At 63.0% G+C, this 21,861-nt stretch carries 15 protein-coding genes and 1 tRNA gene; 9 read left to right on the forward strand and 7 right to left on the reverse strand.

The annotated features are described in order from the left end of the window. Positions 1–19: 19 nt before the first annotated feature. Positions 20–1,636 carry a hypothetical protein gene (locus ACMCNM_RS01285; protein ID WP_412763818.1) on the forward strand — a complete coding sequence of 539 codons (1,617 nt, stop codon included), beginning with the start codon at positions 20–22 and terminating at the stop codon, positions 1,634–1,636. Continuing rightward, positions 1,633–2,466 (forward strand): hypothetical protein, encoded by an 834-nt coding sequence (locus ACMCNM_RS01290; RefSeq protein WP_027595145.1) that lies wholly within the window; start codon positions 1,633–1,635, stop codon positions 2,464–2,466. Before ACMCNM_RS01285 ends, ACMCNM_RS01290 begins: the two co-directional genes overlap by 4 nt. Before the next feature lie 133 nt (positions 2,467–2,599). Here the strand turns inward: ACMCNM_RS01290 and ACMCNM_RS01295 are convergent, their stop codons facing one another. The 4 genes from ACMCNM_RS01295 to ACMCNM_RS01310 all read right to left on the reverse strand — a co-directional run bounded on the left by ACMCNM_RS01295 (position 2,600) and on the right by ACMCNM_RS01310 (position 7,214). Continuing rightward, positions 2,600–4,330, reverse strand: coding sequence for a dipeptidase (locus ACMCNM_RS01295; RefSeq protein ID WP_412763819.1), 1,731 nt, complete (start codon positions 4,328–4,330; stop codon positions 2,600–2,602). 160 nt (positions 4,331–4,490) lie between these two features. Then, positions 4,491–4,567: transfer RNA gene (locus tag ACMCNM_RS01300), tRNA-Arg, on the reverse strand. A gap of 188 nt (positions 4,568–4,755) precedes the next feature. Beyond that, a complete protein-coding gene (locus ACMCNM_RS01305; RefSeq protein WP_050580764.1) occupies positions 4,756–5,619 on the reverse strand; it encodes an ABC transporter ATP-binding protein in 864 nt (287 codons plus the stop codon). Beyond that, positions 5,616–7,214: an ABC transporter permease gene (locus ACMCNM_RS01310; protein WP_412763820.1), complete on the reverse strand. Its 1,599-nt coding sequence runs from the start codon at positions 7,212–7,214 to the stop codon at positions 5,616–5,618. The genes ACMCNM_RS01305 and ACMCNM_RS01310 overlap by 4 nt, the downstream gene beginning before the upstream one ends. Before the next feature lie 300 nt (positions 7,215–7,514). Here ACMCNM_RS01310 and ACMCNM_RS01315 point away from each other — a divergent pair, with 300 nt between their 5' ends. Continuing rightward, the gene (locus ACMCNM_RS01315) at positions 7,515–8,552 is read left to right on the forward strand and encodes an ABC transporter substrate-binding protein (protein ID WP_412763821.1); all 1,038 of its coding nucleotides are present in this window, start codon (positions 7,515–7,517) and stop codon (positions 8,550–8,552) included. Between the two features lie 36 nt (positions 8,553–8,588). Further along, positions 8,589–9,494: a TauD/TfdA dioxygenase family protein gene (locus ACMCNM_RS01320; protein WP_027595150.1), complete on the forward strand. Its 906-nt coding sequence runs from the start codon at positions 8,589–8,591 to the stop codon at positions 9,492–9,494. Between the two features lie 130 nt (positions 9,495–9,624). Here the strand turns inward: ACMCNM_RS01320 and ACMCNM_RS01325 are convergent, their stop codons facing one another. After that, entirely contained in the window at positions 9,625–10,539 is a 915-nt protein-coding gene (locus tag ACMCNM_RS01325) for a LysR family transcriptional regulator (RefSeq protein ID WP_027595151.1), read from the reverse strand. 193 nt (positions 10,540–10,732) lie between these two features. On the opposite strand from ACMCNM_RS01325, the gene ACMCNM_RS01330 reads away from it, so the two are divergent. The 5 genes from ACMCNM_RS01330 to ACMCNM_RS01350 all read left to right on the forward strand — a co-directional run bounded on the left by ACMCNM_RS01330 (position 10,733) and on the right by ACMCNM_RS01350 (position 19,364). After that, positions 10,733–13,069: a TonB-dependent receptor gene (locus tag ACMCNM_RS01330; protein WP_099428053.1), complete on the forward strand. Its 2,337-nt coding sequence runs from the start codon at positions 10,733–10,735 to the stop codon at positions 13,067–13,069. 17 nt (positions 13,070–13,086) lie between these two features. Then, a complete protein-coding gene (locus ACMCNM_RS01335) occupies positions 13,087–14,763 on the forward strand; it encodes an aryl-sulfate sulfotransferase (RefSeq protein ID WP_412763822.1) in 1,677 nt (558 codons plus the stop codon). A gap of 335 nt (positions 14,764–15,098) precedes the next feature. Then, the gene (gabD, locus tag ACMCNM_RS01340) at positions 15,099–16,541 is read left to right on the forward strand and encodes an NADP-dependent succinate-semialdehyde dehydrogenase (protein WP_027595154.1); all 1,443 of its coding nucleotides are present in this window, start codon (positions 15,099–15,101) and stop codon (positions 16,539–16,541) included. A 182-nt stretch (positions 16,542–16,723) separates the two neighbouring features. Then, a complete protein-coding gene (gene gabT / locus ACMCNM_RS01345) occupies positions 16,724–18,001 on the forward strand; it encodes a 4-aminobutyrate--2-oxoglutarate transaminase (protein ID WP_027595155.1) in 1,278 nt (425 codons plus the stop codon). Between the two features lie 136 nt (positions 18,002–18,137). Beyond that, positions 18,138–19,364, forward strand: a complete 1,227-nt coding sequence (locus tag ACMCNM_RS01350; RefSeq protein ID WP_186681837.1) for a response regulator — start codon at positions 18,138–18,140, stop codon at positions 19,362–19,364. A 157-nt stretch (positions 19,365–19,521) separates the two neighbouring features. On the opposite strand, the gene ACMCNM_RS01355 is transcribed toward ACMCNM_RS01350, so the two are convergent. Both ACMCNM_RS01355 and desA read right to left on the reverse strand, forming a co-directional pair. After that, positions 19,522–20,511 carry a GGDEF domain-containing protein gene (locus ACMCNM_RS01355; RefSeq protein WP_412763823.1) on the reverse strand — a complete coding sequence of 330 codons (990 nt, stop codon included), beginning with the start codon at positions 20,509–20,511 and terminating at the stop codon, positions 19,522–19,524. Positions 20,512–20,652: 141 nt separating this feature from the next. Beyond that, entirely contained in the window at positions 20,653–21,837 is a 1,185-nt protein-coding gene (gene desA, locus ACMCNM_RS01360; protein ID WP_085273883.1) for a delta-9 fatty acid desaturase DesA, read from the reverse strand. Positions 21,838–21,861 lie beyond the last annotated feature (24 nt).

A 21,861-nucleotide genomic window follows, 5' to 3' on the forward strand; every position in this document is an offset into this window, starting at 1 on the left:
CCAGTCAAGGACGTCCTGAATGGAAGACTTTTCGCTCGCTGCACTTAAATCACTGATTCTCGCCAATCAGTTGCTCTCTGCCGGCCTGCTTTCGTTGCTGATCACTGCGGTGATCGTGCGTAACTATTGGGAAGAGGTTTCCTACTTCCTGACCCGTGTCTGGCACAGCTTCCCCTTGATCGGTACGGTCGCGCGCCTGTCGCGCAAGCCGGCTTCGGTCGACGCTGAAGGCTGGATCAACCACGAAGTCACCCTGTCGAACGTGTACAACAAGAAGTTCAAGCTCTACGCCAAGGACGCAAACGCCTACAGCGCCTACCTGGACTACCTGTCCAAAGCCGGTGAGGCCGGCCGTTCTGCGCGGCCGTGGTGGGTGTTGGCGGTTGTCCTGTTGCTGGTGGTGATCGAGGCCATGGGGTTTGCCTATGTGGTCGCCGGCTGGGTCAACATGGACGCGTCGACCAATGACCGTCACTGGCTGACGGCATTCGTGGCGATTCTGCTGGCCGTTGCGTCGGCGTTTCTGGCCGAGGCTGCCGGGCATGCGGTGCACCACAACAGCCTGGTCGCCCGCGCCCGCCATTGGTGGCAGGGTGAAGAGCCTTCCAAGCGTTCGCGCTCGCTGAAAGCCAACAAAGCCATCAACCTGGAAGACTCCTTCAGCGACTCGGACAAGCCTGACTACGATCAGTTGCTGGCCCGTGTGAAGGACGTGAACGCCAACGTCACGCGCAAGTTCTTCTGGTTGATCACCTGCGGTGCGTTCGTGGTGGCCATGGCCATTGGTGCCTTCCTCATCCGTTCGGCCACCCTGGACAGCATCGAGACCGAGATGGTCAACGGCATGCGTGCCGAAGCGTCCACGCAAAGCAGCACCGCGGGCTCGCCGTTCGACCTGCCAGCAGAATCCCAGGCCATCAACGATGAAGCGGATAACGCCACCATCGACGACAAGATGCAGGCGATCCGCAAGGCCAGCCTGACGACCTACGTGATGCTGTCGCTGATCTACGTGGCGATCCAGGGCATCAGCCTGTGGCTGGCCAGCCGCTACTTCTTCGCCGGTACGCACTCGCACACCGCCTGGCAGCGTACGCACAAGTACGCCACCTCCGAAGAAATGCTCGATGCGATGGACCAGAAGCGTTCGGCCATCGCCAGCCATGCCGATGACAAGCTGCGCCGCTTGCAGACCTTGTTGTCCAGCCGTGATCACACCGATGCCAATGTGCTGACTGCACTGGATGGGGAAAACACCGCCCGCCGCAATTTCTTGAGCTTCGTCGAACACAAGGCTGACAAGGTATCGGAGCAGCCAGAGAAGCCAGCGCGACCGGTTGAAACCGTGGCACCAGCACCCGCGGCTGTAGCCGTCGCTGTCGCCGCGACGCCGGTCGAGCCTGCGCCTGCCGTAGCCCCGGTTGCCCCTGCTGCTGCAGTGGCCGAGCCGGTCGGCACCGTCGCAATCAAGGCCTCCGAGTTCCACGATGTGACTGGCCTGCCGGAAGAAAGCCTGGCCGCCGCCAGCCGTGCGCTGAATGTCAGCGAGGCGCAACTGCGCGACATCCGCGAGCAACAGCAAGCACTCAAGGCGCTTGGCCTGTTCCCGGCGAAGAAGGAGGGCATGCTGTCATGAGGCTTGCCAAGGCCCTGATCCTGGCGCTGGCGCTGCCGTGTGCAGCGCTGGCCGCCGAACGCAACGATCTGCAGAGCTGCTACACGCGCAACGGCCTGGCAGACATCAAGCCTGCAGGTTCCGGCCGCGAGCTGGTGGTGATCATCGATCAGACCATCCCGATGCCAGAAGACCTGCAGCGCAGCGCCTGGGGCCAGATCGACCGGTTCGTGCAGCCGGGCGATCGCGTCAGGCTCTATACCTTCTCGGCGTTCCTGCCGGGTGAGTATCAGCGCCTGGTGTATGCCGGCGAGCTGGACACGCCGTTGCAGGGCGAGGTTCGCGACGATGTGAACATGCGCAAGCTGCGTGGCCTGGACCAGTGCCTGGCGACCCAGAAAAAGGCGTTTCAGACCGGTTTCGGCGGGCTGTTCGTGAAGGGCCTGCGCGAGGCGCGTCAGGACATCCCCAAGAGCGAAATCATGAACACCCTGCGCCGTGTCGGTGAAGACATGGGCAAAGAGCAGGGTATCCAGGAGCGGGTGGTGTACCTGATTTCGGACATGCTCGAGCATTCCGACTACACCAGCTTCTACGCGGCCAACCAGATCAAGCAGCTGAACGTTGGCAACGAGCTGAAGCTTGCGCAGAGCAAGGGGCTGTACGCCGACCTGCAAGGCGCCCGGGTGTATGTGTCTGGCGCTGGGCTGGTCACCGACGCGGTGAAGCATGCCTACCGCTCTGGCAAGACCATGGATGCGCTGAACGACTTCTGGGCGCAGTACCTGAATGCCTCCAACGCAACGTTGGAAGGCTTTGGCACGCCTAGCCTGAGTACCGACCTTCGGTAACCCGGCCTTCCGGGTAATACGCACCCTTGTAGGAGCAGCCTTGTGCTGCGAAGAGGCCGGTGACAACACAGTAGATCTGCGCTGTTGTCACTGGCCTCTTCGCAGCACAAGGCTGCTCCTACAGGTGATTGCGCTACAGCTTCGGCATCTGCCCGATGCGCGCGACCATCTCGCTCACCACCTGCAGATCCAGCATGAACTGCTCCACGGTCTTGAACTCGTTGTCGTTGTGCCCGGTGTATTTCACGTCAGGCATGGCCAGGCCGAACTGCACGCCGTTGGGCAAGTCATGCACTGAGGTCGCCCCCGCCGAGGTGCCAAACTCGTGCTTCATGCCCAGGTTCTCGCTGGCCACAGCAAGCAGGGCCTTGACCCACTCGCCCTCCGGGTTGCGGTACATCGGCGCGTCGAGGCTGTAGTCGAAGGCCACCGGGACGTGGCTGGTGCTCTTCCATTTATCCAGCTTGGTCGCCAGGTCATCCTTGATCACGGCAATTTCCTTGCCCTTCGGGATACGCAGGTTGACCGCCAGTTTCAGCCCCTTGTCGTCCACGCCGACAAAGGTCGGCGAGGCGGTCAGCGGCCCCATGAACGCGTCTTCAAAGCCCACGCCGAGCTTTTTGCCCAGGTAGTCCAGGCCCCAGTTGTCGCTGGCATAACGGGCGGCGTCGGTGAACTGGTTGTGCTTGAGTGGCACCTGCTTGCCCAGGCCATCGATGAACACCAGCATGCGCGCCACCGGGTTGACCCCAGACTCTGGCTCCGAGGAGTGGGCCGAGACGCCTTTCACGGTGAGCTGCACGTCCTTGCCAACCACCTTGGCATTGATGCTGAAATCACCGCCGTTGCCCTTCACATACGCGGCACCGGCCTTGTTCAGGCTGGCTGCCAGCTCGGCAGGCTTGTCGCTGGCCAGGGTGGCGACCGACGTCGTCGGGATCTGGTTGGTGGCCAGGCCGCCGGTGAGGTGGGTGATTTCGGCGCCCTTGCCGGTGGCGGCGCGCTTGGCGAAGGTGGCCATGACCGTGCCGTAGCCTTTCTCGGCGATGACCACCGGGTAGCCGCCGTCCAGCGCCAGGTTGTAGTCGGGCGTCGGGTTGCGCTCGAAGTAGTAAGGGATCGCGTCACCGCTGGTTTCTTCGGTGGTGTCCACCAGCAGTTTGAGTTGCCGGGCCAGCGGCAGCTTCTCGTCCTTGGCCACTTTCAGCGCATACAGCGCCACGACGATGCCGTTCTTGTCGTCTTCGGTGCCGCGGCCATACATGCGGTCACCCACCAGCGTGACCTTGAAGGGGTCGAGGCGAGTGCCATCGTCCAGCTTCCAGTTGTCCGGGTTGACCGGCACCACATCGGCGTGGGCATGGATGCCGACCACTTCTTTGCCTTCGCCCAGGGTGATCTCGTAGACCCGGTTGTCGATATTGCGGAACGTCAGGCCAAAGCCTTCGGCCAGGGCTTTGATCTTGTCCGCGATCTTCAGGAACTCGGGGTTCTCGTGCTGCGGTACACCATCGACGCTGAAGGTGGGGATGGCCACCAGTTCGCGCAGGGTCTCGGTGGCGGCCTTGCCGTACTTGATGCGGGTATACAGGCCCAGCAGGCGGTTGATTTCGTTCTGCTGCTCGTCGGCCAGCGGCTTGTTGGCCAGGTACGCGCTCAGCGTCTCGCCGAGGTTGTCGGCCTTGGCCAGGTCGCTGCCGTTGAGCTTGCCGATGAACTGTTTGAAGTCCGCCAGTTCTGTGCCGTCGTAGGCCTTGATGATGGCCGCGGATTGTTGCTGGGAGAGGTTGGCCTGGGCCGGTACGCTGAACAGGCCGATGCTGGCCAGCAGCAGTGAGGTAGCGGTGAGTTTTTTCAGGTACATGGGCGCGCGCATTCCTTCGCGAGTCATTGTTGGGGGTACCCGTTCGAAAAACGGGAAGGTGCCCACGCTAACACCAATGCTCTGCAGTACGGGAGTACCAGAAACGCGACATGTCGCACAAACGAAAAAGCCCCGGGAATAATCCCAGGGCTTTCGAAGATGGCGCACTCGGCGGGATTCGAACCCACGACCCCTGCCTTCGGAGGGCAGTACTCTATCCAGCTGAGCTACGAGTGCAACGCGCACGCATGATACCCATCTGTTTCGGTTGCGTCCATCGCCTTGATCTGTAGCTGTTTTTACCCGTGCTTTGGGCATAACGCCTGTAGGAGCAGCCTTGTGCTGCGAAGAGGCCAGTGGCAGCAACGCAGACGTGTGCTGTTATCGCCGGCCTCTTCGCAGCACAAGGCTGCTCCTACAGGCCATCAGAGTGCGATCAGCTCGGGCCGCAGCCCTTCTACCCGGCGAACCACGGGTGGCAGGTAACCGCCGGCACCGGTGATCTGGTGCAGCACCTTCTCGCGCAGCCCATGCAGCGCCACGCCTGTGCGCAGGCGCGGGTGTGGCAGGTCGATTTCAACCACCGACTTGATCCGCCCCGGGCGCGGTTCCAGCACGACCACCCGGTCGGCCAGGTAGGTGGCCTCTTCGGCGTCGTGGGTCACCAGCAGGGTGGTGATGCCGGCTCGTTCCCGAATGGCCAGCAGTTCATCCTGCAGTTGCTGGCGGGTCAGCGCATCGAGCGCGCCGAAGGGCTCGTCAAGCAACAGGATCCGTGGGCTGGCCACCAGCCCGCGGGCGATTGCCACGCGCTGGGCCATGCCGCCGGAAAGCTGGTGCGGGTAAGCAGACTCGAACCCGCTAAGGCCGACCAGCAGCACAAATTCATGCACGCGCCGGGCGCGCTCACCCTGGGTCAGCTGTTCGTTGACCAGCCCTAGGGCGATGTTCTGCTCCACCGTCAGCCAGGGGAACAGGCGGTGTTCCTGAAACACGATCCCGCGTTCGCCACCGATGCCACTGACCGCGCGCCCGTCGACGCGGATGCTGCCGCTGTAGTCGGTGTCGAGCCCCACCAGCAGGCGCAGCAGGGTGGATTTGCCACAGCCGGACGCACCGACGATGGCGATGAATTCGCCTTCGTTGATCGACAGGTTGAAATCGTGAATGGCCTCCAACGGTTGGCCATCGACGCGGAATACCTTACCGACCCCCTCGAAGCTGACCAATGGCGGGGTAACGTCGGGTTGATTGGCCGCAGGCAGGTGCGAGGTGTTGAAGGCGTTCATGCGGTTCTCCAGCGCGTGGCGCGCGATTCGAGGCGTTGTCCGAGGGTGCCGAGCAGGGCGCCGACCAGGCCGATCAGGACCATGGCGGCCATCACCTGGTCCATGCGGAACAGCTGTTGGGCGCCGATCATCAGGCTGGCGAAGCCGCCGTCAGAAGGCATGAAGTATTCCGCGCCGATGGTGCCCAGCCAGGCGTAGATCAGCGACAGGCGCAGGCCGGCGAAAATCGCCGGGGCAGCGCCGGGCAGCACCAACCGGCGCAAGCGTTGCCACAGGCTCAGGCGCAAGGTGCGGGCGGCCTCGCCCAGTTGAGGCGACAGCCCGGCGATACCGCGCTGGGTGGCGATCAGCAACGGGAAGAACGCCGCCAGGGCCACGAACACAGTCTTGGCGCCTTCGCCCAGGCCGAACCAGGCCGTAAGCAGTGGCACCCAGGCAAACAGCGCCACTTGGCGCACGGCCGTCAGGCTCGGGCCGAACACGCGCTCGGCGTGGTGCGAAAGCCCCAGCAGCAGGCCAACCAGCAAACCCGCGCCACCGCCCAGCACCAGGCCGGTCAAGGTGCGTTGCAGGCTCAGCAGCAACGCCTGTGGCAGCGTGCCGTCCGCCAGCCCGCTGAACAGGGTGTGCAGCACGCCCAGCGGTGACGTGAGGATGTTCTGGTCGACCCAGCCAACGTTGCTGGTGACCTGCCACAGTGCCAGCAGTGCAATCGGCAGCAGTAGGCTTTGCCAACCTTTTGGGATCGGGCCGCGCTGCTGCTCGCCGGTTGCGGGTTGCGGCCAGAACAGCAGGCGTTTCTCCAGGCGCGAGAAGCCTTGCTCCATGAGCGCCCCAACCAGGCCGATCACCAGGATGCAGAGCAGCACCAGGTCGAGCATGAACAACTGCCGGCCCCAGACCATCAGGTAGCCGATGCCCTCGCTGGAGGCCAGCAGCTCCACGGCCAGCAATGACGTCCAGCCGGTAGCCAGGGCCAGGCGTACGCCCGTGAGGAAGGCGGGCAGGGCGGCGGGCAACAGCAGCCGCAGAAACAACAGGTGACGTGGCAAACGCAACGCCGCTGCAGCTTCACGCAGCTTGGGTTGGGCATCGCGCACGCCGACCAGGGTGTGCAGGGTGACCGGCACCACCACGGCTTTGACCAGCACCACCAGCTTCAGCAACTCGCCGATGCCGAAAAACAGCATGAACAGCGGAATCCAGGCCAGGGTGGGAATTTGCGCCAGTGCGACGAAGGTGGGCAGCACCAGCGTCTGTGCCCGCCGCGACGACCCCAGCCAGGTGCCCAGCAGCAACCCGCTGACAATCCCGACCGCCAAGCCCCAGAACAGCCGCTGCACACTTATCCACAGGTGCCCCCAAAGCTCCCCGGAGCCAAACTCCAGCGCGCTCTCCCATACCCGCGAAGGCGCCGGCAAAATCTGCTCGCTCATCCAGTGTTGCTGGCTGGCGACCACCCACAACACCGCGATCAACAGCGGCAATACCCAAGAAAGGTACGCAGCCCTCTGGTAGGAGCGGCCTTGCGTCGCGAAAGGGCCGCGAAGCGGCCCCCGAAGCCACCCCCAACTCCTGTTCAGAATTCCATTCATCGGCATCTCTCGAACGAAGCGTTGTTATCTTATGCACTAATGGAATTAAAAATTCATAAGTGCGCATTTCAAGAGATAAGAGCATGCAACCCTTGCATGCGCAAACCCCTTACCGTTGCGTTTTCCTCATATTTTCCATGCGTTCCCCGCAAGCCCCCCGCAGGCCCGCATAACGCCTGATTTATGCCTTCTGGTTACTAAAAAATGAAGTTTTGATCTTTGGAGGTTCTAACCAGACCTGCCTAGCTTCTGGCCAAAGCGCCGGCCTTCGTCGGTGGCAGCCTGCCAAGGAGCCTTGCCATGAAAACCCCACTACGCCACCTGATCACCGCCCTTGGGCTGGTCTTCACCCTCAACGCCCACGCTGCCGAGTCAGCCAAGCCAGAGAGCATCCGCATCGCCGTGCCGGACTTGAGCGCTGGCAGCAAACACAGCGCCGGGGGCGTGGTCGATGTGCTGCGCGACCAGCAATTGCTGGAGAAAGAATTCGCCAAGGACGGCATCCGCATCGATTGGCACTTCTTCAAGGGCGCAGGGCCGGTGGTGAACGAGGCCCTGGCCAATGGCCAAGCCGACTTTGCCTACCTGGGGGACCTGGCTGCGATCGTCGGCAAGGCCAATGGCCTGGATACCCGCGTGCTGTCGGCCGGCGTGCGCGGGGTGAAAAGCTACCTGGGGGTGGTGCCGGGGTCCGGCATCAAGACCCTGCACGACCTCAAGGGCAAGCGTGTGGCGGTGTTCCGCGGCACTGCCAACCAGCTGTCGTTCGCCAGCGCGCTGGCCAGCCAGGGGCTGTCCGAGCGTGACCTGAAGGTGATCAACCTCGACTTCAACGCTGCCAACGCCGCAATCGCCGCCAAGCAGATCGATGCCACCTGGGGCCTGTCGAACCTGCTGTCGCTGCGTGAACGTGGGCTGGTCGAGCTGCCCGTCAATTCCCGCGACCTGCAAGGCGCCGGCAGCACCCAAGCGGTTTTGCTGGGCACCGGCGAATTCATCCGCCAGCACCCAGACCTGGTGCAGCGCCTGGTCAATGCCCAGGAGCAGGCTACCGCGTGGCTGCGTGACGAACACAACCGCGACGCCTATGTCGACCTGGTGGCAAACAACGCCAGCTGGCCGCGCAGCATCCTCAGCGATGACTTGGCCAAGGAAAACCTCGCGCATTACTTCGACCCACGCCTGGACGCTGATTTTCTGGCCCAACTGCAGCAGGGCGTCGACCTGGCCGCCAAAGAGCGCCTGATCCGCCGTGGCTTCAAGGTTGCCGACTGGGTCGAACCACGCTTTCTCGACACCGCACTGCAACAGCAACAGGCCGTTCAGGCCGCCCGCTAACCCTTTGAACCGACAATAACCGCAAGGACCACGACCATGAGCAATGCCGCCCTGGCCACCGCGCCACTCGCCCTTGAACTCGACATCCATCCGGTTGCCGGCCGTATCGGCGCCGAGATCCGCGGGTTGAAGCTTTCTGCCGACCTGGATGCCGCCACGATCGATGCCATACAGGCGGCCTTGGTCGAGCACAAAGTGATCTTCTTCCGTGGCCAGACCCACCTGGACGACCAGAGCCAGGAAGGCTTCGCCAAGTTGCTGGGCGAGCCGGTCGCCCACCCCACCGTGCCGGTGGTCGATGGCACCAGCTATCTGCTCCAACTTGATGGTGCCGAAGGCCAGCGGGCCAACTCCTGGCACACCGACGTGACCTTCGTCGATGCCTACCCCAAGGCCTCCATCCTGCGCAGCGTGGTGGCGCCGGCGTCTGGTGGGGATACCGTGTGGGCCAATACCGCAGCGGCGTACCAGGAGCTCCCCGAGCCACTGCGCGAGCTGGCCGACAAGTTGTGGGCGGTGCACAGCAACGAATACGACTACGCGTCCCTCAAGCCTGACGTCGACCCGGCCAAGTTGGAGCGTTATCGCCAAGTGTTCACCTCGACGGTGTACGAGACCGAGCATCCGGTCGTGCGCGTGCACCCGGTCAGCGGTGAGCGGGCGCTGCAGTTGGGGCACTTCGTGAAGCGCATCAAGGGTTATTCGCTGGCCGATTCGCAGCACCTGTTCGCCGTGCTGCAGGGGCATGTCACGCGCTTGGAAAATACCGTGCGCTGGCGCTGGGAAGCGGGGGATGTGGCGATCTGGGATAACCGCGCGACGCAGCATTATGCGGTGGATGACTATGGCACCCAGCCGCGTGTGGTTCGGCGGGTGACGTTGGCGGGTGAGGTGCCGGTGGGGGTGGATGGGCAACTGAGCCGCACAACCCGTAAAGGCTAAGTACTGCCCAGCCTGTGGGAGCAGCCTGGTGCTGCGAAGAGGCCGGTGCTGCCATGCTTTTTACGTTTGGCATGCACCGGCCTCTTCGCAGCACAAGGCTGCTCCTACACACAGCGGGCGATAGGGTTGTTCATAGGTCGGTATCACAGGCAATCAACTGCCTGACCAACCCCTGCGCCAACGGCGACAACCCATACCCCACCCGGCTCACCACCCCATAGCGGGTATAAAACGCTTCTTCGTGCTCCGGCGCCAAGTCCGAAAGCTTCAGCGCCACCAGCCCCCCGTCACGTTGATACGGCCGCAGGTTGGCATTGCAGGCAATGCCGATGGTGTCCGAATGCATCACCACATTCAGCAACGCATAGCCATGTTCGCATTCCACCGTGGGCAGAAAATCCTGCCGCCCGCTGAGGTCGCTAAGGACCTTGCGGATGTTCGGCGGGCGAAAGGTGGTGGCCAGTGGGTACTCGAACAGGTCCCGCGCCTGCACTGCCTGCCGCGTGGTCAGCGGGTGCCCAGCGCGGCAGCAGAAGTGCCAGCGCTGCGGGGCCAGCTTGTGCACGCGGTAATCCGGGTCTGACTCGAACTGGCGCGTGTCGGCGACGAAAAACTCGATCTCTTCGGCGATCAGCTTGCGGTTCAACGCCTGCCAGTTATCCACCTGAAAACACGTGCGCGCCGCTGGGTATTCGGCGACGAAGCGCGCCACTGCCCGCGGCACCAAGCCCCCCGCTGGCGCAGGGCCGGAGCCGAAGCGCACCACGCCGGTGGTGGCGCCGTTGAACTGGTGAATTTCATTGACCAGGTTGTGCGCCCCGTGCACCAGGCGCCGTGAATGCTCCAACACCAGCAAACCCTGGCGGGTGGGGGCCAGCTCTTTGCTGGCGCGGTCCACCAGGCGGCAGCCGATGTTGTGCTCGAGGGTCTGGATGCTGCGGCTGAAGGCCGATTGCGACAGGTTCACCGCAGCGGCCGCGGCCACGAAACTACGGTGCTCGACCAGGGCAATGTAATGGCGCAGCTGACGGAGATCGATATGCATTTTCTACATTAAAACCTTCGGTCAAATGCAATTGCTGATAAGGGTGAGTCCCCTTATAAAGGCTGTTACTTATTCCACTAAATATGAATTACAAATATTTATATCACTTAAAAGAATATAAGCCCGACTGACCGCGATTCGGTTCCGCCAACGGAAATGCTCGCTCAGGGCCCATGCCTCAAGGAGCATCAGCATGTCCCGAGTTTCCCGTTGGCCTGCGCGCGCATCGCGGTTCACCCTGCAACCCTTGGCCGCTGGCGTGTTGCTGGCGGCATCCACTGGCAGCTTTGCCGAAGCGCCTGTCAGCACCGCACCTGCCGTGGAGCAGGAGGCCAAGCTTGGCACCGTTACCGTCAACGCCCGCCGTCGCGAAGAAACCGCACAGAGCGTGCCCACGCCGATCAGCGTGCTGAACAGCGAAACCCTGGAAACCCAGCGCATCTACCGCGTGCAGGATTTGCAACAGTTGGTGCCCAGCACCAACGTCGCCTATGTGCATGCCCGTCAATCGAGCATCTCGATCCGTGGCCTGGGCAACAACCCGGCCAGCGATGGCCTGGAAGGCAGCGTCGGCATCTACCTGGACAACGTCTACCTCGGTCGCCCCGGCATGGCCGTGTTCGACCTGCTGGATGTCGAGCAACTGGAGGTGCTGCGCGGCCCGCAAGGCACGTTGTTCGGCAAGAACACCACCGCCGGTGTGCTCAACATCACCACGCGCAAGCCGACCTTCCACCGCGAGGGCAGCGTTCAGCAGTCGATTGGCGAAGATGGCTACCTGCAGACCCAGGGCAGCTTCTCCGGGCCGATCAGCGACACCCTGGCCGGGCGCATCAGTGCCTACCGCACCGAAGACGATGGCTACGTGAAGAACATCCACAACGGTGACGACCTCAACGGCGGCAAGCGCCAGGGTTTTCGCACCCAATTGCTGTTCAAGCCCAGCGAAACCTTCAACCTGCGCTGGATCGGCGAGTACAACGAAGAAGATTCCAACAACGGCATCCTCAGCCTGTATAGCACCGGCCCGACCATCAACGGCGTCAACCGCTACGAGAGCCTGGCTGCCCAGGCCGGCGCGACGCTGGTGTCGGGCAAGGACCGCAAGGTCAATTTCGATGCCGATCAGCAGGTGACGGTGTTCCAGGGTGGCACTTCGGTCGAGGCCAACTGGACCTTGCCCAACGACTTCACCCTCACCTCGATCACCGCCTACCGTTGGTGGGACTTTACCCCGCGCAACGACGATGGCCTCAACGTGCCGGTGTTCTACAGCGCTGGTGTGTCGGTGCGCGACAAGCAGTATTCGCAGGAGATTCGCCTGGCTTCGCCGACCGGTGGCGCCTTCGACTATGTGCTGGGCGCGTACTACTTCAAGCAGGACCTGGACAATAAGTCCTTCACCTATTACGGCCCTCAGGCAGACATCTGGAACATCACCCCGGCGGGCGCCCTGAACAACGTCAACACCCTCGGTGATGGCCACATCGACACCGACAGCTATGCGCTGTTCGCCCAGGGCACCTGGCACCTTACCGACCGCCTGGACTTCACCGCCGGTGTGCGCGGCACTTACGAGGAGAAAAGCGCCTGGGTGACCCGTGATGCGCCTACGGGTGGCGCGGCGGTCACCGGCGCCGCAGCGGCGGCGCGCCAGGGCCGGGTGGGGGCCTACGACTCGGGGGATCTCAACCAGTACAGCTTCAGCCCCTCTGGCCTGCTGGGCCTGAGTTACCGCTTCAACGACCAGGTACTGGGTTATGCCACCCTGACCCATGGCGAGAAATCCGGGGGTATCAACCTTACCGTGGGCGCCGCGCCGCGCTTGGGCACTGACTCGCTGCTGGTCGGCACCGAGCGGGTCAACAACGCCGAAATAGGGGTCAAGAGCACGCTGCTGGATGATCGCCTGCAGCTCAACGCCAACCTGTTCTGGGCCGAAGTGCATGGCTACCAGGCCAACGTGTATGACGAGGCCAACCGCGTGCAGTACCTGGCCAACGCGGGGCGTGTGCGTTCGCGTGGCCTGGAGTTCGAGGCCACAGCGCTGCCGGTGCGCGGCCTTACGGTCAACTTCAACGGCTCGTGGAACGACGTGCGCTACACCGAGTACGACGATGCGCCATGCCCGCCCGAAGTCAGCCTGGCCAATGCCACCGCCACCTGCGACCTGTCAGGCCATCAGGTGGTCGGCGCCTCCAAGTACATCGCCAACCTCAACGCCCAGTACAAGTGGCAGCTGGCCGAGCGCGTCGAGCCCTACGTCACCGCCAGCTACGCCTTCCGTTCCAAGGCGGTGGGCACCATCGACGACTCTGATTTCGGCCAGATCCCCAGCTATGCGCTGGTCAACCTCTCCACCGGCGTACGCCTGGACCAGGGCGACGGCGTGCTCGACCTGTCGCTGTGGGTGAAAAACGCCGGCGACAAGACCTACTTCACCAGCCTGTGGAACTCCGCCAACGGTGGCTATGCCGGGGTACTCGGCACCCCTCGCACCTTCGGCGCTACCGCCCGTTACGACTTCTGAGCACAAGGAGCTTTGCCATGAATGCTAAAACCGAAACCCCTGCATTGCCTGAAGGCGCCTGCCTCACAGCCAAGGTCCCCGGGCCTAATGAGGCGCTGTTGGGCGACGTGGTGGTCAACCCTTACCGCCTGGCACCGCTGACGGCCATCATCCGCGATGGCGGGCGTACGCTGAGTGCGGCCCATGTGCGCGTGCTGGGCCGCGGCGAGCGGGGCGTAGACATCGCCTACGAGGTGTCGGACCGCTCGCTGTGGACCTATGGCGGCATCCCGGTGTTCGGGTTGTACCCCGACTACGTCAACCAGGTTGAAGTGACCTACAAACTCGATGGCGAGCGCATCCGCGAGCGTTATCAGGTCTATGCGCCGGCAGTGCGCCTGCCTGTGGTGGCGAAGCAGACTGCGGCGTTGCCAGAGGTCGAACCCATCAAGGTAGCGCCCGGCTTTGAAAATCGCCTTTACCTGTTCAACCACCTGCAGGGGGATATCCCGGGCGGCCGCGCCTTCAAGTGGAATGCCCTGGGCGGTGCAGCCGAGTGGGACCAAGTGGGCAACAACTGGATCGCCGACAGTAATGGCGACGTGCGCTGGTACCTGGATATCGAGCAGATTCACGATTCCAACCGCCGGGACGGCCTGGGCGGCACCATGGGCTTCCAGCAGACCCGTGACGGCAAGCTGATCTGGGGCCAGGGCCAGACTTACTCCAAATACGACCTGCTTGGCCGGCGCATCTGGCAACGCAGCCTGCCGGACAAGTTTGCCGACTTCTCCCACGAAATCCGTGAGACCGCCAACGGCACTTACCTGTTGCGGGTCGGTACCAGCGACTATCGCCGGCCAGACGGCAAGCGCGTGCGCTCGATCCGTGACCACATCATCGAGGTGAGCGAAGCGGGTGATGTGTTGGACTTCTGGGACCTGAACCAGATCCTCGACCCGTACCGCGGCGACCTGCTGGAAACCCTTGGCAAGGCGGCGATCCAGTTGCCCGACGGCGTGCAAAAGCACGAAGACCGGCTGGCCAACGAACTGGCCGAAGGCGACCTGCCGTTCGGTGACACCCCAGGCGTTGGCACCGGGCGCAACTGGGCGCACGTCAATGCCATCGACTACGACGCAGATGACGACAGCATCATCGTTTCAGCACGCCATCAAGGCGTGGTGAAGATCGGCCGTGACAAAACCGTGAAGTGGATTCTCGCCTCGCCGCAGGGGTGGCCGCAGCGCTTGCAGGATAAGGTGCTGACGCCGGTGCAGAGCGAAGGCTTCGATTGGTCCTGGACCCAGCACACCGCCTGGCTCGCGGGCAAAGGCACGTTGACCGTGTTCGACAACGGCTGGGGGCGCGATTTTGCGCCAACCAAGCTGGCCGGTAACTACAGCCGCGCGGTGGAGTACAAGATCGACGAGGCCAAGGGCACGGTCGAGCAGGTGTGGGAGTACGGCAAAGCGCGCGGTGACGAATGGTACAGCCCGGTGACCTCGGTGGTGGCCTACCGGCCCGAGACCGATACCCAGTTCATCTATTCGGCCTCGGTGAATTTCCTCACCCCAGAGAAACTGACTACCACCGTGCTCAATGAGGTGCGCCGCGGGACGCAGGAGGTGCTGGTGGAGCTGAAGGTGCACAGCCGGCAGCCGGGCAGTGTCGGGTATCGGGCGTTGGTGATAGACCTGGGCAAGGCGTTCTGATCCATCCCGTCTGGGAGGGCCGTCGGTCCTCCCTTCACATTTCTTCCCGCTCGATCGTCTAACCTGTATCGGCCTCTTCGCGGGCAAGCCCGCTCCCACAGGATCTCCACAATCTCCTAGGGATGTGCACTCTGTGGGAGCGGGCTTGCCCGCGAAGAGGCCGGATGCGGTGTAAAAAATCATGAAATTTCCCCAGGCTGTTCAACCATTCGTTCTTTTTTTCGAACAGCCTATTGTCCTACACCCCAGCAGCCGCTTAGCATTCGTTTGAGATTTCAAACGCTCGATGCCCTGCTTTGGGCGCTTTTCAACAATCAACAATTCGGGAAGCCGACATGCAGCTCAAAGACGCTCAGTTGTTCCGCCAGCAAGCCTATATCAATGGTGAGTGGCTGGATGCGGACAATGGCCAGACCATCAAGGTGACCAACCCGGCCACCGGCGAAGTCATCGGTACCGTGCCTAAGATGGGCACCGCGGAAACCCGCCGCGCCATCGAAGCCGCCGACAAGGCCCTACCGGCCTGGCGCGCCCTGACCGCCAAAGAGCGTTCGGCCAAGCTGCGTCGCTGGTTCGAACTGATGATCGAGAACCAGGACGACCTGGCTCGCCTGATGACCACCGAGCAAGGCAAGCCACTGGCCGAAGCCAAAGGCGAAATCGCTTACGCCGCCTCGTTCATCGAGTGGTTCGCCGAAGAAGCCAAGCGCGTCTACGGTGACACCATCCCAGGCCACCAGCCTGACAAGCGCCTGATCGTCATCAAGCAGCCAATCGGCGTTACCGCGGCCATCACCCCGTGGAACTTCCCGGCGGCCATGATCACCCGTAAAGCCGGCCCGGCCCTGGCCGCTGGCTGCACCATGGTGCTCAAGCCTGCTTCGCAGACCCCGTACTCCGCTCTGGCCCTGGTCGAGTTGGCTCACCGTGCCGGCATCCCGGCTGGTGTGCTGAGCGTCGTCACCGGCAGCGCTGGCGAAGTCGGCGGCGAGCTGACTGGCAACTCCCTGGTTCGCAAACTGTCCTTCACCGGCTCGACCGAAATCGGTCGCCAGCTGATGCAAGAATGCGCCAAGGACATCAAGAAGGTTTCCCTGGAGCTGGGCGGCAACGCGCCGTTCATCGTGTTCGACGACGCTGACCTGGACAAGGCAGTCGAAGGCGCGATCATCTCCAAGTACCGCAACAACGGCCAGACCTGCGTCTGCGCCAACCGTATCTACGTGCAGGACGGCGTCTACGACGCGTTCGCCGAGAAGCTGGCTGCTGCAGTGGCCAAGCTGAAGATCGGTAACGGTCTGGAAGACGGCACCACCACTGGCCCGCTGATCGACGGCAAAGCTGTCGCCAAGGTTCAGGAACACATCGAAGACGCGGTCGCCAAAGGCGCTAAGGTGCTGGCCGGTGGCAAGCTGATCGAAGGCAACTTCTTCGAGCCGACCATTCTGGTCAACGTGCCGAAGACCGCTGCTGTCGCCAAGGAAGAGACCTTCGGCCCACTGGCGCCGCTGTTCCGCTTCCAGGACGAAGCCGAAGTCATCGCCATGTCCAACGACACCGAGTTCGGCCTGGCTTCGTACTTCTATGCCCGTGACATGAGCCGTGTGTTCCGTGTTGCCGAAGCGCTGGAATACGGCATGGTTGGCATCAACACCGGCCTGATTTCCAACGAAGTCGCACCGTTTGGCGGTATCAAGGCTTCGGGCCTGGGCCGCGAAGGTTCCAAATACGGTATCGAGGACTACCTCGAAATCAAATACCTGTGCATCAGCGTCTGATCACCGGTTAAAAGGCTTTACCTCTGCCAGCGGGGCGCGAGAGCGACGTCTCGCTGGCCTTTTTTACATGCAGTACCTGGTGGCCAGGGCGTTCACGGCAGTCGATCAACGAATACTGTGCGCGAGCACTCCCAGCCACCCCCGAATAAAAGCGCCATTCTGATCGGCGCAATGAGGGCATTATGAGCAAGACCAACGAATCCTTGATGCAACGCCGTGTAGCCGCCGTCCCACGTGGCGTCGGCCAAATCCACCCGATCTTCGTAGACACCGCGAAGAACTCGACGGTGATCGACGTTGAAGGCCGCGAACTGATCGACTTCGCGGGCGGCATCGCAGTACTGAACACCGGCCACCTGCACCCGAAAGTGGTCGCAGCCGTGCAAGAGCAGCTGACCAAAGTCAGCCACACCTGCTTCCAGGTGCTGGCCTACGAACCCTACGTAGAGCTGTGCGAAAAGATCAACAAGCTGGTCCCAGGCGACTTCGACAAGAAGACCCTGCTGGTCACCACCGGCTCCGAAGCCGTTGAAAACGCCGTCAAGATCGCCCGTGCCGCCACTGGCCGCGCTGGCGTGATCGCCTTCACCGGCGCCTACCACGGCCGTACCATGATGACCCTGGGCCTGACCGGCAAGGTCGTGCCGTACTCCGCTGGCATGGGCCTGATGCCAGGCGGCATCTTCCGCGCACTGTTCCCGAACGAACTGCACGGTGTGAGCGTCGACGACGCCATCGCGTCGGTTGAGCGCATCTTCAAGAACGATGCCGAGCCTAAGGACATCGCCGCGATCATCCTCGAGCCCGTACAAGGCGAAGGCGGCTTCCTGCCAGCGCCGAAAGAGCTGATGCAGCGCCTGCGCGCCCTGTGCGACCAGCACGGCATCCTGCTGATCGCCGACGAAGTACAGACTGGCGCTGGCCGTACTGGCACCTTCTTCGCCATGGAACAGATGGGCGTTGCGCCTGACCTGACCACCTTCGCCAAATCCATCGCTGGCGGCTTCCCGCTGGCCGGTGTGTGCGGCAAGGCCGAGTACATGGACGCCATCGCACCAGGCGGCCTGGGCGGCACCTACGCCGGTTCGCCGATCGCTTGCGCCGCGGCCCTGGCCGTGATCGAAGTGTTCGAAGAAGAAAAACTGCTGGACCGCAGCAAGGCTGTTGGTGAGCACCTGGTGACGGGCCTGCGCAAGATCCAGGAAAAGAACCCAATCATCGGTGACATCCGTGGTCTGGGCTCGATGATTGCCGTCGAAGTCTTCGAGAAAGGCACTCACACCCCGAATGCTGCTGCCGTTGGCCAAGTGGTTGCCAAGGCACGTGACAAGGGTCTGATCCTGCTGTCCTGCGGCACCTACGGCAACGTCCTGCGTATTCTGGTCCCGCTGACCGCCGAAGACGCACTGCTGGACAAAGGCCTGGCGATCATCGAAGAGTGCTTCGCCGAACTCGCCTAATGTGACACGCTTCAGAAAAAACCCGCCTCGGCGGGTTTTTTTTGTGCCCAGAAAACGTGATGGACGCTATCGTTGACGCAGGACTTGCCTTGGAAGCTGCGACGGATTGCGTGTCAGGGATATTCAGGAGTTGGCCATGAGCGCTGTAGACCCCACCCCACCTTGCGTACTGATTGTCGAGGGCGACCCGTGGGTGCGTGACATGCTCAAGGAGATGCTGCTCAGCGTGCGTTGCGACGCCCGTCTGCAGGTCTGCGCCGACGGCTCGCAGGCGCTGAGCGCGCTGTCGAGCAAGCCCGACCTGATCATCGCTGCGCGTGAGCTGGCCGGCGTCGATGGCCTCGACCTGCTGCGCAAGGTTCGCGCTAAGGGCCCGGGGTTGCCGTTCATTCTCATGAGCAACCGCAGCGACAGTGCCAGCGTGCGCGAAGCGTTGCCCCTGCACCCCACCGCTTACCTGAGCAAGCCACTGAACCTGGACAACCTGCGCAAGCGCCTGGAAGAACTCCTGCTGGCCGTTGGCGAAGAAATCGCCTGCCCAGTGCCGCCTTTGCAGCCGGGGGCCAGCCTGGCCGGTTACCTCGAGCAGCGCCGCGCAACGGCCGATGGCGGGCCGCTGCTGGCCGATGTGCAGGTGGCGATCAAGCGCGCGCTGAACCCTCAGGGCCTGAACCTCAAGGTGCTTGAAGAGGAAGTGCGCAACGACCCGCAGGTTACCGCAGTGCTCATCGCCGCCGCCAACAGCGCCGCCCTGCACCGCGACGCGCCCGTGCAAACGTTGCTGCAGGCGTTGAACAAGCTTGGCAGCACCCAGAGCATGAACCTCATCCTGGGCATGACCCTCAAGCGCAGCGCACGGCTGAGCGACCCCTTGCTGGCGCAGCACGCGGCGCACTTCTGGAACCTCTCGCTGCACTGCGCTGAATACGGCCGCAGCCTCGCGCGTATGTTGGAGCTGGATGAAGGGCGTTGTTACTGCGCCGGGCTGTTGCATTGCCTGGGCGACCTGGCGGTGCTGCGCTGCCTGCAAGAGTGGCGCCTGGCCGGCGGTGAGTTGGACGAGGGCACGGTCCGCAAGTCGCTCGATGAATACGGCGCGGCATTCGGTTCGGCACTGCGCACGCGCTGGCGCTTGCCACTGGCACTGCGTGAACTGATCGCGGCCATCTACCAACTGGGCGGTGGCGTGTATTCGCGGGAGATCCTCGCGATGAACCTGGCCGGGCAATTGTCACGGCTGCCGGCTGAGCATGGGTTGGAGCAGGTTGCCAGTAACAAGACTGCGCGGCTGCTCAAGCTCGGCTTGGCGGAGCTGGGCCGGTTGCGCAAAGTGGAGAAGCCGCAGGACGAAGCCTCCATCTGACATCACGTGCGATTCTTGTAGGAGCGGCCTTGCGTCGCGAAAGGGCTGCGAAGCAGCCCCGGCAATATCGGCGGCGAAGCTGAAAGCCTGGGGCCGCTACGCGCCCCTTTCGCGACGCAAGGCCGCTCCTACAAATCGTGCATGGCCTGTGCTGAGTTCAGCCCCGCACAATCTGATTCTTCCCCTGCCGCTTGGCCCGATACATCGCCGCATCGGCGCGGGCGAACAGGCTGTCCAGCGACTCATCCTCATCCGTCAACGCCGTCAGCCCCTGGCTCACGGTCACCCCGTAGATGTGCTCGTCGTGGCTGAAGCTCAGCCGTTGGATCTCTCGCTGCAAACGCTCGGCGATCTGCTCGGCCACTTGTGCATTACAGCCTGGGAACACGGCCGCAAACTCCTCGCCACCAATACGTCCAAACTGGTCACCTCGGCGTAGCACGGCTTTGCCGCTGTCGGCGATGCGCTGCAGCACCTGGTCGCCTTCCTGGTGCCCGTAGCTGTCATTGATCTGTTTGAAATCGTCGATGTCCAGCAGCAGGAAGGCCAGTGGCGTGCCGTCCTCGCGGGCGCTGTCGAAGGCCTGCTGGGCACATTCGAAGAAGTGCCGGCGGTTGCTGCTCTGGGTCAGCACGTCGGTGGTGGCCAGGCGATGCAGTTCGCCTTCGAGTTGCTTCTTTTCGGTGATGTCTTCGGCGATACCGACAACGATGACCCGCTGTTCGCCCTCGCGGTGCTGGTTGATGTAGCACTTGTCACTCAGCCAGCGTACCTGGCCTTCGGCATTGAGGATGCGGTATTCGCGGTCCTCCACCGAGCCTTTGAGCAGCACTTGGGCCAGGCTGCGCTCGGCGTACTCCAGGTCGTCGGGGTAGATGCTGTCGCGCCACTCGTTGTAGTCGGCCAGCACCAGGCTGATCGGGCGGCCAAAGATACGTTCGTACGCCGGGCTGACGTAGAGCACCTGGCGGGCTTCCCAGTCAAAGGCCCAGAGCACGGCATTGACGCTGTCCAGCAACGAACTGAAGAGTTGTTCGCGTTCACTCAGGCGGGCGACTTCGCCTTGGGCGTGCAGCAGGGCCAGCAAGGTCTTGGCGGCTTCTGGAGGTGGGGGGCCGGGCAGGGAAGTAGGAATGTTCTTGGCCATGTGCACGAGCGAGTCTCGACAAGTGAGCGTGCGGGCAGCATCAGGCCCGCCACGCGGGCGATGTGCCGAGTTGGAGTGGTGGGCAGGAGGGGAAGTTCCAGGCGGCACGCCCTGCCAGCAGGGCGTGCCGATCAACGGCGGTCAGGCGCCGGTTGGGCGCAGGGAGTAGGTTTTCAGTTGTGCGGCGAAGTCGTGCAGGGCATGGATGCCGCTGGCTTCGGCCTCGTGCACCCAGTCCTTCATGGCCGCGAGCATGTCGTGGCCATTGGCGCTGGTGCGTGCCCAGATTTGCTGCAGGGCCAGGCGTTTTTCGTAAATGACCTTGAGGGCCTGGCTATGCGCGAGCAGCGTCTCGATGCGCACGTGGTGGCGGTCTTCCAACAGGCTGGTCTCCCGCGACAGCAGGCGCTTGGCGCGGCGGAAACGGTGGCGCATCGACGCGTCGACCTTGGCCAGCTCTTGCTGCACCAGCGGGCCGATCACCAGCTTGCGGTACTGGGCCATGATCTGGAAGCGGTTGTTAAGGATCGCCATGGCAGTGTCCATGTCCAGGTTGGCCTTGCCTTCGACCCTGTGGGCGATCGGCGCCACACGCTGCACCTTGGCCAGGCGCAGGAAGCAGAACAGGCGTATCCAGGCCCAGCCCATGTCGAATTCCCAGCGTTTTACCGACAGCTTGGCCGAGTTGGGGTAGGTGTGGTGGTTGTTGTGCAGCTCTTCGCCACCGATGACGATGCCCCACGGCACCAGGTTGGTGGCGGCGTCCCGGCATTCGAAATTGCGGTAGCCGACGGCATGGCCCAGGCCATTGACCACGCCAGCGGCCCAGAACGGAATCCACATCATCTGCACCGCCCAGATGGTGATGCCAATAGTGCCGAACAGCAGCAAGTCGATCACCGCCAGCAGGGCAATGCCGCCCAGCTTGTACCGCGAGTAGAGGTTGCGCTCGATCCAGTCGTCCGGGCAGTTCTTGCCATAGATGCGCAGGGTTTCGGGGTTGCGTGCCTCTTCGCGGTAGAGCTCGGCGCCTTTGCGCAGGACCGTGCTCAAACCCTTGTGCACCGGGCTGTGCGGGTCGTCCGGGGTTTCGCACTTGGCGTGGTGCTTGCGGTGGACGGCGGTCCACTCGCGGGTGTTCTGCGCCGTGGTCAGCCACAGCCAGAAACGGAAGAAGTGCTTGAGCGCGCCGTTGAGCTCCAAGGCCCGGTGCGCGGAGTAGCGATGCAGGTAAACCGTGACGCTGACGATGGTCACATGGGTCATCAACAAAGTGATGCCGACCAGTTGCCAGGCCGACAAGTCGAGCAGGCCGTTGTACCACATAGGTGTTAAAACCCTCGAGAACAC

It is taken from the genome of Pseudomonas sp. NGC7 (genome assembly GCF_047159675.1).
GTDB lineage: Bacteria > Pseudomonadota > Gammaproteobacteria > Pseudomonadales > Pseudomonadaceae > Aquipseudomonas > Aquipseudomonas kermanshahensis.

What these genes read in the sequence shown, in the direction of transcription:
- ACMCNM_RS01285 (WP_412763818.1), top strand. Translation starts at nt 20, where the DNA reads ATGGAAGACTTTTCGCTCGCTGCACTTAAATCACTGATTCTCGCCAAT.
- ACMCNM_RS01290 (WP_027595145.1), top strand. Translation starts at nt 1,633, where the DNA reads ATGAGGCTTGCCAAGGCCCTGATCCTGGCGCTGGCGCTGCCGTGTGCA.
- ACMCNM_RS01295 (WP_412763819.1), bottom strand. Translation starts at nt 4,330, where the DNA reads ATGTACCTGAAAAAACTCACCGCTACCTCACTGCTGCTGGCCAGCATC.
- ACMCNM_RS01305 (WP_050580764.1), bottom strand. Translation starts at nt 5,619, where the DNA reads ATGAACGCCTTCAACACCTCGCACCTGCCTGCGGCCAATCAACCCGAC.
- ACMCNM_RS01310 (WP_412763820.1), bottom strand. Translation starts at nt 7,214, where the DNA reads ATGAATGGAATTCTGAACAGGAGTTGGGGGTGGCTTCGGGGGCCGCTT.
- ACMCNM_RS01315 (WP_412763821.1), top strand. Translation starts at nt 7,515, where the DNA reads ATGAAAACCCCACTACGCCACCTGATCACCGCCCTTGGGCTGGTCTTC.
- ACMCNM_RS01320 (WP_027595150.1), top strand. Translation starts at nt 8,589, where the DNA reads ATGAGCAATGCCGCCCTGGCCACCGCGCCACTCGCCCTTGAACTCGAC.
- ACMCNM_RS01325 (WP_027595151.1), bottom strand. Translation starts at nt 10,539, where the DNA reads ATGCATATCGATCTCCGTCAGCTGCGCCATTACATTGCCCTGGTCGAG.
- ACMCNM_RS01330 (WP_099428053.1), top strand. Translation starts at nt 10,733, where the DNA reads ATGTCCCGAGTTTCCCGTTGGCCTGCGCGCGCATCGCGGTTCACCCTG.
- ACMCNM_RS01335 (WP_412763822.1), top strand. Translation starts at nt 13,087, where the DNA reads ATGAATGCTAAAACCGAAACCCCTGCATTGCCTGAAGGCGCCTGCCTC.
- gabD (WP_027595154.1), top strand. Translation starts at nt 15,099, where the DNA reads ATGCAGCTCAAAGACGCTCAGTTGTTCCGCCAGCAAGCCTATATCAAT.
- gabT (WP_027595155.1), top strand. Translation starts at nt 16,724, where the DNA reads ATGAGCAAGACCAACGAATCCTTGATGCAACGCCGTGTAGCCGCCGTC.
- ACMCNM_RS01350 (WP_186681837.1), top strand. Translation starts at nt 18,138, where the DNA reads ATGAGCGCTGTAGACCCCACCCCACCTTGCGTACTGATTGTCGAGGGC.
- ACMCNM_RS01355 (WP_412763823.1), bottom strand. Translation starts at nt 20,511, where the DNA reads ATGGCCAAGAACATTCCTACTTCCCTGCCCGGCCCCCCACCTCCAGAA.
- desA (WP_085273883.1), bottom strand. Translation starts at nt 21,837, where the DNA reads ATGTGGTACAACGGCCTGCTCGACTTGTCGGCCTGGCAACTGGTCGGC.